Raw genomic sequence first — 12,445 nt, forward strand, 5'->3', positions numbered from 1 at the left:
GCCGTCGATCTATAAACGAACCTTATGAGACTACCTCGACAGAGCGCATCTGCAAATGATTTTATGGCTGATTAGCGGCAACATGAAAAATTCGATGGAAGATGAAAGCGCAGGAGTTGCTGGTGTTGTTTAAGGATTAAGCAGAGGACCCACAGGTTAGAGATATGAAACATAAAAGTCCGCATATGCACAAAATGGCACCCTGATGAGTCTGATAGACTGCATTGCATTATAACCAGTAGGGAGGCGAGGTTAGGTATGTTTTTAGCATCATTGTTGAGACGTATTGCATTTAGTTACTACGATTATAAAGCTTATAATTTCAATATTGAAAAAACAGACTTTGTTGTCATCCATATTCCCGATCAGATTGGCGATGCTATGGCCATCTTTCCTGTTATTCGGGCGCTTGAATTGCATAAAATTAAGCATCTTTTAATTGTAACGTCGACAATTAATTTAGAAGTCTTTAATGCGCTTAAACTTGAACAGACTAAATTAACATTAGTCACAATGACTATGCAGGATCACGCAACATTAAAAGAAATAAAAGATTTAGCAAAGAACATAACACAGCAATACGGTACGCCGGATCTTTGTATTGAGGGGATGCGTAAAAAGAACCTGAAAACGATGTTATTTATCAGTCAGTTGAAAGCAAAAACGAATTTTCAGGTTGTTGGTATAACCATGAATTGCTACTCCCCTTTGTGCAAGAACGCGTCCCGTATGGATCAGAAACTCCGGGCTCCCGTACCTATGACATGGGCATTTATGATGCGTGAGGCGGGTTTTCCAGCAGTCAGGCCAATATATGAATTGCCACTAAGTGAGGATGTACTCGATGAGGTGCGCGAGGAAATGCGATCGTTAGGATCTTACATTGCGTTCAATTTAGAAGGTAGCTCGCAGGAACGTACATTTTCATTATCGATTGCAGAAAATCTAATAGCAAAAATTCAAAGTGAAACAGATATACCAATAGTGATCGTTCATGGACCCAAAGGTGAAGATAAAGCCAGGGCATTAGTGGATTGTTATAATAATGTCTACCGTTTATCCTTACCACCCTCGATTAAACGTTCAGCAGCAATCATAAAAGATGCTTATATCGCAATAACTCCTGACACCTCAATATTACATATGGCAAGTGCCTATAATACCCCTGTTGTTGCAATTTATGCTGATTACAAAACGCGATGGCCCGCAATGGCCGATGTCTCGGAGTCAGTCGTCGTTGGGCAAAAAATTGACAATATAAGTCTGGATGAATTCGCAAAGGCATTAAAAAGTGTTTTGGCGAGAATATGAGACAGTACTTATGCATAGTAATGCCGATCTGTTATGAACGGTGGTGTCATCAATACTCTGAGGCTGGTCAATCATCACAGAAAACCAGCCTTTGAATCAAAGCAGTACTCACCGGATACGATCATAGTCACATCGAACGCAATTCTGGCGGTGCCGCATTTTTATTTATTCATTTTCTGTGAGAGAAGGGCAAGCTCTATAGAGGGAATGTAAAAAAGAGAGCTCCGAATGGAGCACTCTTTAAGAAATTATAACGGAAAATCAGAGGTTTTTATAACATGTCGCATAAGCAAACCCAAGCTTTTCAAATACGCTTTGATCACCTGTTGCCAGGGAAACTACGTATTGTTCGCTTGAGTTTGCGGGACTAGATGACCAATACATATTTGATTGAAAACCAGCTTCAGTCGTGTAATGCCCCATATCTCCCCATTCACTGTACAGTGACCCGATGCCTCGGGAACTACTGTGGTTTAAATAGTTTGCTCTGGGGAGCGTGTAGCCATTGCTGCTGCAAAAATTTTCAGCAAGGCTGTATATCATGAAAGCCTCGCCGGCGTTCACCCACCAACTCTTCACACGGATTTCGTATACATAGCTAGGGCCTCCTGATTTTGGTGTCGCCGTAATCCTTTCCGAATTGCTGCCGACATTTTTAAATGTCACTTTACCGGTAGCATCAACATCGACCCAGGAGGCAGAGCTTGAAAACTCATAATCAGCCGCCGTTTTTCCTGGGGCAAAGTTGTCATTATTCAACTGATAATACGCCCCGGTGAACCCCTGCGAAGGGAATGTAGTTGTCGGTAGGTCAGTACCATTGACTGATACTGTACCGCTCATTATTTTGTCTTCTGCGCGAGTGAATTGTATTGTGGTACTCAGACCAGCTTGATGAACACCATTCAATACAGGGATCAGCGTTGTGATACCCTCTCCGCCTCCTGTAACAGTGGCTTTGTACTCGCCTGAGAAATTTTTACTGTAGTCAATTGCACTAACTTGCACATAGGGCACGTTGGTACCTGACTGTACAAATTCCAGCCCTTCAGAAACTTTGATCGGATTGCCTGATATATCGTGCAGAACAAGATGTAGCTCAGCACTATCGGTAAAGTCTCCTTTCAATGATGACCGATTGTTCTTAAGGACTGACTTTGAGGCGTCTGCTGGGCCTGCCACCAGCGTTATATCTACTGTTTGCATTCCACCAGCGGTCGTGACTGCGCTTACCGTGACGCTACCTGTCATCGCTCCTTTCACGCTTGTTGTCGCGATTCCGTTTTGATCGGTCACCGCTGTTAATGACGTTAATGTGGCAGAGCCGCTTTTTAAGGCAAAGTACACAGTGAGACCTTCGATCAGGTTACCACTGCCATCCTCAACCGTTGCCTTTAAGGTACTTAAATCACTGTTGGTGGCGGCGATAGTCGATGGATCAGCGATAAAGCTAGTAACATGGGCGGTGCTTGAGTTGCCAGTGACTTTCACGGTTGTCTGTGTCTGTATTGTTACGCCGTTATGGAACGATGCAGTCACCGTATATGTACCGACTTTATTGCTGGTCAGAACGACTGGAGCCTGACCAGAAGAGTTAGTTCTCACTTTTCCGCCACTTAACGTCGCACCTTCTGGCGTTACGCTAAAGTTGATGACCTGACCCTCCACTGGAGTGCCATTTGCAGAAGTTAGCGTTGCCGTCAGAGTTGCACCTGTTGGGGAATTGACACCGATAAGCGGGCTGGACGCCGAGAGTGTCAGTTTTTCATCAATAGCCTCCAGTTGTTTCTCAAGTGAGGCTCCATTCGCCAGGGATGCTTTCACCATATACGAACCGTTTCTTTCGGGCGTCATGGAGACCTCGGCTATACCATGCGTATCAGTAGAGACAATATTTTGGCTGATGGTCATGTGCTCTGGTGGCTCTGCACTGAATGTTACAGATTCATTAAGAATCGGGTTGCCAAACTGGTCGTTGACGTGAGCTTTAACTGCTACGTCTTGTGCGACCATGACCTGACCTTCAGGTATCTCCAGACTGGTAATCGTTGCAGAATTAATATCTGCTTTTGCATTCAGTAATCGCGATATGACTTCAGTAGGTTTATCTGCCAGAGAGGCTGAAACTGTTTTCAGTCCGACTTCGGTGCTTGTCACAAGAATTTCAGTGAAACCCCGATCATCCGTTTCAACGCTGGTGCTGCTTAGCGTGACGGAGGTTCCGCGGAAATTAACTTTTATGCCTTCTACCGGGTTGCCGTTAGCGTCAGTGACGCTTGCAGTCATGGTCGCGCCCTCGGTCGTGCTGACGACGAATGAGTATACAGAGGTTAAGGAGGCTAGTGTTGCGGTACCAGCATCGGCAATCAAAGTCACCTGTTTCGTATCACTGACACCATAATTGTTCACGCTAACTGTCACGGGGTAGGTGCCGGATTTTGTACCGCTCAGTGTAACTTCAGCCTTGCCGTTGATGTCAGTAATGGCGGAACCGCCTTGTCCGAGAGTAAAGCTTGCGCTCACATCTGCCGGTAGCGTGAATGTCACCGCCTCATTGGCTAACGGGTTGCCGTTTCCATCAGTCACTGTTGCCTGCAGCCTGGTCATCCCGACGTTATTAGCGATAAAATTGTCCTCGGTAACGTTAAGATTAACCTGCGCAGTGAGCGTATCCGCAGTAAAGTTCACCACCAACTGCTCACTCTTACCGCCAGTTATCGATGCTGTAACAGTATGAGCGCCTGCTTTTGTACCTTTCAGCGTGACTTTCGCTTTGCCTTCAGCATCAGTAATCGCTTTACCGCCATCGCTCAGCGTGAAGTTCGCCTTAACATCTTCCGGCAGAGTAAATGTTACTTCAGTGTTGGCTATCGCATTGCCCTCTGTATCAGCGACTGTTGCTGTTAGTGTCGTGAGATCGTTATTGTCGGCAATCACCGGATCCTTCGAGGTTGCCAGCGTGATTTCGGCATTCGTGACGTTCGGCACATAGGTCACTGTTTGTTGCATCGAATCGCCATTTTCGAGGGTTGCCGTCACTTGATAAACCCCGGCTTTTGTAGCGGTAAAGCTTGCGTAAAAATTGCCGTCGTGGTTGGTAGTATATATAGCGTTATTACTGGGGGTCACGCCTTCACTTGGTGAAACGCTGAGGGTCACCTGATGCTGGGGGACACCGTTGCCGTAATTATCCTTCACCTCAATATACAGACTGGTTGTCTCGCCTGCGGAGACTGTATCAAAAAGTGCCTGTAGCCAGGTGAGATGTGCCGTAGACGCATCAGCGTTGACATTAATTGATGTGCTAAGCGTGGAGCTACCATTTTCCAGACTGGCCTCAACGGTATCCGGTCTCGCTCCTGATTCTATCGAGGAGCGGGTATTGGTATAAGTGACGGTAGCCTTACCCTGTTCGTTCGTTACGGCTTGGCCGCCATTCGTCATTTCGGCAGAGTTTGTTCTGCTGGTGAAGTTCACAGTCACACCTTTCACCGGAAAGCCATTATTATCAACGACTGTGGCGGTGATGGCGCTGCCGGAGCTGTTCTGCGGGGTACCGGCGATTATGCTGTCTGGGACAGGCGTCAACTCGATAATTTTTGCCGCCGCTGTGTCGCCAATAAAATGCACAGTTTTGTTGTCGCTGGCACCATTATTAGCCAGTGATGCAGTGACCGTCTGCTCACCAAAGGCAACGCCTGCGAGAGTGGCCTGCGCGATGCCAGACTCATTGGTATTACTTACTCCCGGGGTCAGGGTGAGTCCTGAAGAGGCTGAGCTGAATGTTACCGGAAGATTATTCACCTCATTGTCGAACTGATCTTTAACCGTTGCAGTTAGCGTTGCGCTATCGACGCCATTACCTGTGATCTCATCTTTTGATATCTGCAGGACAACCTGAGCCGAGGCTTTGTCCGCCACAAATGTTACCGGCTGCGAATCACTGGTATTGTTATTACCCAGCGTTGCGGTAACCGTATGCGTGCCCGCTTTTTTACCTTTCAGCGTGACATGCGCTTCCCCATTGGCCTGAGTGATGGCAATACCGTTATTTTCAAGGGTAAAGTTTGCCGCAACGTCCTGTGGCATGGTGAAGTTTACCGTTATCCCCGCCACCGGATGATTCGACGGATCTTTCACTGTTGCTGTCAGAGTTGTCTCATCCACGCCATTCCCAATGATTTCCGCTTTCGATGTTTGCAAAACGACAACCGCTCTGTCTTTATCCGCCACAAACGTCATTGGCTGTGCATCGCTGACATTGCTGTTAGCCAGACGAGCCATGATCATATGCGTGCCCGCTAACGTGCCGGTCAGGGAGGCGATTGCAACCCCGTTACTATCCGTCATGCCTTTTCCTCCGTTGCTAATCGAGAACTTACTTGCGACGTCGTTTGGCACAGAGAAGGTGATTTCTTTATCTTTTAGTGGGTTGCCATTTTTATCCTGCAAGGTTGCAGTCATATGTTGCGGAGCTGTGTTGGTGACGGTGATATCACCTGAAGGCACACTGAGGGTCAGGGCAGCAGTACTTTGATCACCGATAAAATTCACCTGTTGATTAGCCTGGGAACCAGAGCTCACAGAGGCCGTAACCCTATAATCACCATTTTTCAAACTGGTCAGCGTAGCTGTGGCGATCCCGTCGTGGCTATTCACTTCGGTTTGGCTCAGTTTCGCCTCTGCTGAATTAACATTGAAAGTGACCATGACGTCATTGAGCAGGTTGCCTTTTGCATCCCGGACGGTCGCGGTCATTGTGGCGCTGTCATTGCCGTCAGCAACCACTTCATTTTTCGACTTCTGCAGATCAACCTGCGCGGTACTCGAGTCGCCGACAAAACTGACGATTAACGTTTGTTTCACGCCATTTTCAAGGGTGACTTCAACCGTGTTGTCTTCCTGCTTACTACTTTTCAGATCAAAAGTCGCCAGACCATTAACATCCGTTTTTGCGGTGTTTTGATTGTTGAAGGAAGTTGCCGATCCGCTTAATACCGCAAACGTGACGGTATGATCATTGATTGGGTTGCTTCCTTCATCAGCGACATTGACCGAGACGGTGTTTGCTGCATTCTCATTGGCGAGTACACCATTATTGCTGGCAGATAATGTCGCAATTTTCGCTGACTGCGGGTTGGCGTCGATGATAAATCCAGCGGTATGCAAATCTTCATTCCAATAGCTTCGCAGTAAGTCCACTGCCTTTGGTATAGGCGGTATAGGTCGCCTTATAGACGCCATCTGCGGTTTCTTTCCAGTCTGTAGTGACTCCTGGTTTCACGTTGTCGATGCTGACTGCGTTATTCAGTTGCTGTTTTTGTTCCTTAACAGGTTTGTCATTTTCATCTCTCAGTTCTACCGTCACCTCGATAGGATTGCCGGAGAGATAACGGTCCTTATCAATCTTAATTGACGAGTGAGTTCGGGATGACGAAACAGAAATGATATTCACCACGGCGGGGGCTTTAGCCGCATCCACACCATTCAGCTGTGGCATCAGCGTCAGCGTGCCAGACATCGCTCCTGTGGTCAGGATCTGGGTATAGCTTCCGTCACCATTATCTTTCCAGTCAGAAAGGGTGATGTCCTGAACACCTTCGTGACGCGTCGAGAGCACCAGCCCGACAACAGGATTACCTGCTGCATCATGCGCAATAAAAGTCAGTGTGGCGGTTGAATGGGAATCCGCGTTCAATGTTTGGGTACTTAACGATACCGAGGAATCTTTCTGGCTTAGCGTAGGTGCCTGAACGACCACCATGCTCTGTTCACGATTCGACAAATTGCCTTTGACATCTTCGGCGGTGACTTCAATCGGCCAGGTGTTATCGGTTTCTGGCGTACTGGTGAACCGGTAAGCCGGCAGGGTAACCAGAATATCTTTACCCGTTGTGACCACTTTGCCACCGGCAGCTTCCAGTGCGGTGGCTTCGACGTTATAGCCTTTCAGGGCATATTTGGTTTGTAGCGACGAAACCAGTGATTTCACTTCTCCTGACTTCCCTGTCACGGGGTCTGTCAGGGTTAGGCGAACCAGTTCTTTTTTGCGATATTCCAGAACGATATTGTTGTTGCGATCCACCAGATCATAACGGCTGCCTGCAAGGCTACGCCGTGCAGCGACTTCATTCGGGTCAAGCTGTTTCTGCATTGCGCTGCCAGGTTGCCAGGTAAAATCGACGGCAAAACGGGTGTCATTTTCGCCCTGTTTACCCTGGCGTTGCTCCGCGCTGAAGGTCATCAGCGGGAAGGGGGTATAGTTAAGTCCAGCGGTTATGGCATGAGGATTACTTTGCCGATCGTCTTTATCGAACAGGGCCACTTCATCGCCATAATACTGTTCATAGACCAGTTTACCGCCAAGGTGCGGCCAGGCGGGTAGCCAGCTTTCTGCGCGTACATCCCAGCCATTGGCCGGGCGTGCTTTATAATCGTTGTCCAGTTCAGGTGCGCTGCGCCAGTTGGTCAGTCGCAAATAGCCGTTACTGCTTAATTTTAGATAGTCGCGCCAGTACTCCGCGCCAATGCCGGCGCGGGAGTGGTAACGGCTAAGATCGTGGTCGAAAAAGAAGTTGATGCCCGACATCCATGTGGGAGTGAAATGACGCCAACCTAAGCCGTTGTTAATCTGCGTACGCTCGTCAGTACGATGGAGAGTATGCTGACTGAAAAAGAGATTATCAGGCGTTTCATACCACGGATGGAGAAAATCGAACTGGGAGTTCTTCAGGCTAAAATCTTCATCCACGCCCAGCGTGATTCTTGCGGTACCGAAGCGGCTTAACCAGTCTGTCATTGCGCCTGAAGCCTGAGAAGAGGCCCATCCACGCGCCATATTTGCCGCTTGCTCGCTGTTCATATCTTCGGCGAGCAGAGACCCGATTTGCTGTGAAGTACTGGCTATCTGTTGCTCGAGGTTGTCACTGCTATTACCCGGCGGCGGGGTTAATTTTTTTTCACTAACTTGTGCCGGGACATCCAGTTCATCACCCTGGCGGACATTATCAAAACCTCGAGCAAACGTACGAAACTGGTTGAGTTTGCGTAACTCAGCCACCGAAATACCGAAACGTTCGGCAACGCTTTGGGCCGATTCCAGCGCTCCAAGGGTGTAGGGCACCGTATTGGCATTTGCAATGGCAATTTGTGCAGGAACTGGTTGTTGGGTTGCGGCGTTTACCACACCTTGTGCTGCCGCAGCCATAGGGAACGCAAGTTGAGTTATCAGACAGATACCCGCAGTTAAGCGGCGTAGTTTAATTCCCATCCCGCATAATATTTGTCGGTCATTTATTTCTTCTCCACTTCTCTTCTTCGTAGCCATGCTTACCTTCCCTGAACGAGCTAACATAAATGCGCCCTTTCTAGCACAGCGAAAAAATGTAAATACTGATAGCAATACGATTGAAAATTAATAACTTTTCGTTAGGCAGTTTTGGGTGTGAGTTGCAAGAGGGGAGACTACTGAATAACTCAAGTTTTATAATCGAGGGGAAAATGGTGATGGCGTTCATAGCAAAACGCCCTCAACCATAAAGGTCGAGGGCGCTTAAGGTGTTAAAAACCCGCTATCCGTTAAAAAACAATGTTCAACTAAGGTCAGTGACATTGCGCTAAAAAAGCGAATTTTTAGAATTTGGCTCCTCTGACTGGACTCGAACCAGTGACATACGGATTAACAGTCCGCCGTTCTACCGACTGAACTACAGAGGAATCGTGTGAACGGGGCACATATTACTTAGCGGTACCTTGTCTGTCAACACTAAATTTCATAAGTCATTTCAATTGGTTAATTAATCTGCAAAGTTGTTAATTAATGAACATTCGTCGCCGAAAACGAGTCTGTATCATTAGCGTGATGCAGTCTCTGCAAAGGATCTTGTTGATAAAATTGGCAGAAACGTTGCCACAATGAAGGGAAACGAGGAGCAAAAAGTTCTGGGGCGCTAAAGAAATATTCAGAAAGTACGGCAAAACATTCAGCAGGATCGCTGGCTGCATAAGCATCAATGCTCGCCGCATTCTCGCCAACCAATTCGATTTCTTCCTGAATGTTGTTCATTGCAGCATGAAGATCGTGTTCCCAGCCAGCAACCTCACGCAACGGAATAAAGGGAACTCCGCTGGCGCGATCGCCGTTACGGGTGTCCAGCTTATGAGCGACTTCATGAATAATCAGGTTAAAACCAGATGCATCAAAAGAATCTTGTATATCCAACCAGTTCAAAACGATAGGCCCTTGCTGCCAGCTCTGACCTGACTGAACAATACGTTGGTTATGCACCAGACCGATATCGTCTTCCCATTCATCATCGACCACAAATGGCGCAGGATAAATTAAGACTTCATGAAAACCATCCAGCCATTCCAGTCCTAACTCCAGAACGGGTAGGCAAAATAGAAGTGCTATCCGGCAGCTTCTTAATGAATCCAGTTCAAAGCCCTGTAAAGGAACAAGCCGCTTTTGCTGTAAAAAACGTTCGGCAAGAGTGACTAATTTGCTTTGTTCCTGTTCCGTCAGACCCGTTAAAAGGGGGATCGATAGTGCTTCCTGCCAGGGAAGGGCAGTTTGATGTGCTGATTCTTGTACTTTCCAGGGCCACTTAATCATCGTTTTGCTCGCAAACTCGTCACTTGAACAAAATTGCACGGACAGGGACTGTTAAAATGCCAAATTTCCTGGCATCATGGCAACCATCTGAACGGAGAGATGCCGGAGCGGCTGAACGGACCGGTCTCGAAAACCGGAGTAGGGGCAACTCTACCGGGGGTTCAAATCCCCCTCTCTCCGCCACTTTATCAATGACTTATCTCCTGACTTCCCGCCTTGCTTTTCCTAAACAGAACAATTGTAGAATATTCTTGAAGGGTTAGATCGTCACTGTTTTCTGTTCGATACTGTGACATTCAGCACTTGATTCGCTATGGATCTGACAGGAAGCTTTCGAGCGAAAATGTGCAGTTATTCAGTCGTTTTCTTATCGCTCACCATTATTCTTTTAGACATTCATCCTATGAAACTGCCGCAAAGTTGGTGGTGGGAACTGAAGTTGCGTAGAGAAGGGGTCAATAATTGAGTCAAAAAAGGAACGCGGCCGTCAGATTAAAGCCGCGGGACAAAGTCCATAATTTCCAAGAGTTGTTGAATTTCCCAGCTTTTTTGAAAGCCTTTGTATCATACTAACAAGTAAAAAAGGTTTAAATACCAAAATTAACCTGTATTTTTGATAAGTCTTACCATTGTACGATTTACACAGTTTCTGCTCCTCCTTGTTGATAGTAGAAAGGATGCATTGTGCACTTGCGTAAACATTTATGACGCGTTGATGTACATGGTTCACATTTCCTTGTCAGGGGATCGACTTATTTGCGGCGATGCATCATTCGTAACAGAGTATTATCTTTCTGAATGTAGTGATGAAAGAGTGCTGCGCCAGCGTGAGCTGCGATTAAAAAGTAACCTATATTTGCCTAGGTTTCGTGAATATTTTTTATCAGTGCTTTAATTTCGCTGTTTGGGGTAACAAAGGGAGACACATTGAAACCAAGGAAACTCCACGATTTTCCACTGTAAGCCATCAAAGCAATCCCCAGCAGAGGAAGTGCAAGGAAGGTTATATAAAGCATGATGTGCATTAGCGAAGCCGCTTTCATTTGCCAGGCAGGTGGCGGTGGTACAATAGAAGGATCACTATAACGGTGTTTTATAATCAGGCGTGAAAACATTAACACCCAAACGAATATACCCGCATTGTAATGTGTTTCTCGCATCAGCAGATAAGTACTACTACCTTTAGGAAACCAGCCACGGAGTTCCATCGCGGCATAGGTTATTGCAACGAAAAGCAGCGTTATCCAATGTAAATAAATTTGAGTTTTTGAGAATCGGTTCATTTTTGTAGCTCCTGTAATTTTTACAGTCAAGCTATCCCACGAACCTTAAAAATTCCTTATACAGATGTGGTTTTAAGAATTTGTTATTTAAAAAATTGATAGTGCACATTGTAACCAGCCAATATAAGCAATGGCGTGAGCACAGGTATCTTTCTCTGTTGGCCGTATTGTGTATGGAATCCGTTATTGGTTAACTCAATGCGGGTTAGCTTATTAATATACAGACACGTCATAGTGATGAGCGTGTCTGTAGCTAGCTTGCGTTCAGTGGCGTTTGTGGATGGACCAGTGGCAGTTATGATGACTTACTAAAGCGGCATCGAGGCGTTATCATGAGAATACTCAATGAGACATCATTTCCTCGACCACTTCTTCGCTACTCAACTGATATGGATAATACGTTGGCCAGTTTTCCATTTCATTTAATAAAAATTGCTGTGAATCATTACCCATAAAAATGTGAAAATGAGATGATTTTCGTGGTGCAATTATATGATCGCTAAATTGTATATATTTAGGGGCTTTGCTTTCAGGATCTTTACATTCGAATAAGTAACGAACGCCTTTCTTGCCTGATTTATAGGTGAGTATTTTGTATCCATCGTAATCATATTTACAGGATGTTGTTTCATTATTTCTATGGAATTCAACAATGCCGTCCTCAATGCCAATCATCTCGATATCTGTTGCATAACCTTTGTGATAATAATCTTTAATTTCAGCAAATGTTTTAATTTTATCTGCATCCGCTTTCTTCTGAAAGACGGGGTCAAGTTTGCCACTTTGCAGTAAAGGATAAACGGATTGCCAGACTCCATCCCAGTCACTGAGCGTTCGGTTTTGTACATTGGCATCATCAAAAACACCATTAGCAGCTTTTTGTTCGACCTCTGTTAAGGGTTTGCCGTGTGAGTGATGACCATGCGAAAAGGCAGGAGCGCTAACAATAAAGACACCTAAAGCAACAGCCAGTTTGTGAAGACGAATTGCCAAAACAGTTTCCTCCAGAGTCATTGTATATGATGTGTAATGTTATATTGTAACATATGGCAAAATGCAACAACTCTTAGGAGATGAGAGCATAGTTTTCTCAGGTGTACTTATCTATCTTATTGAAATAAAATGAATTATGTTGATAATTTGAGGTTGATGACAAACGAAACATAACCTGATGTGATCTGCGCAGGCCGGACAGGGCGCTCGCGCCACATCCGGCAGGGATAACGCGTACTTTGTC

General features: G+C 46.1%; 3 protein-coding genes, 2 tRNA genes and 2 pseudogenes. 2 read left to right on the top strand and 5 right to left on the bottom strand.

Annotated elements, in window-relative coordinates; genetic code table 11:
* Positions 1-258 precede the first annotated feature (258 nt).
* Complete coding sequence (locus tag C1P89_RS04100) at positions 259-1,311, top strand: glycosyltransferase family 9 protein (RefSeq protein ID WP_000477900.1); 1,053 nt, start codon at positions 259-261, stop codon at positions 1,309-1,311.
* Between the two features lie 261 nt (positions 1,312-1,572).
* Here the strand turns inward: C1P89_RS04100 and yeeJ are convergent.
* The 3 genes and pseudogenes from yeeJ to mtfA all read right to left on the bottom strand — a co-directional run bounded on the left by yeeJ (position 1,573) and on the right by mtfA (position 9,925).
* Positions 1,573-8,638, bottom strand: a pseudogene (gene yeeJ, locus C1P89_RS04105) (inverse autotransporter adhesin YeeJ).
* Between the two features lie 313 nt (positions 8,639-8,951).
* A tRNA-Asn gene (locus C1P89_RS04110) sits at positions 8,952-9,027 on the bottom strand.
* A 100-nt stretch (positions 9,028-9,127) separates the two neighbouring features.
* A complete protein-coding gene (mtfA, locus tag C1P89_RS04115) occupies positions 9,128-9,925 on the bottom strand; it encodes a DgsA anti-repressor MtfA (RefSeq protein ID WP_001392298.1) in 798 nt (265 codons plus the stop codon).
* 93 nt (positions 9,926-10,018) lie between these two features.
* On the opposite strand from mtfA, the gene C1P89_RS04120 reads away from it, so the two are divergent.
* A tRNA-Ser gene (locus C1P89_RS04120) sits at positions 10,019-10,108 on the top strand.
* 569 nt (positions 10,109-10,677) lie between these two features.
* Here the strand turns inward: C1P89_RS04120 and C1P89_RS04125 are convergent.
* Positions 10,678-11,208 (bottom strand): annotated as a pseudogene (locus tag C1P89_RS04125) (cytochrome b).
* Positions 11,209-11,550: 342 nt separating this feature from the next.
* Positions 11,551-12,201, bottom strand: a complete 651-nt coding sequence (gene zinT / locus C1P89_RS04130) for a metal-binding protein ZinT (RefSeq protein ID WP_001007755.1) — start codon at positions 12,199-12,201, stop codon at positions 11,551-11,553.
* Positions 12,202-12,445: the final 244 nt, after the last annotated feature.

This window comes from Shigella sonnei (assembly GCF_002950395.1).
Classification (GTDB): Bacteria; Pseudomonadota; Gammaproteobacteria; order Enterobacterales; family Enterobacteriaceae; genus ECMA0423.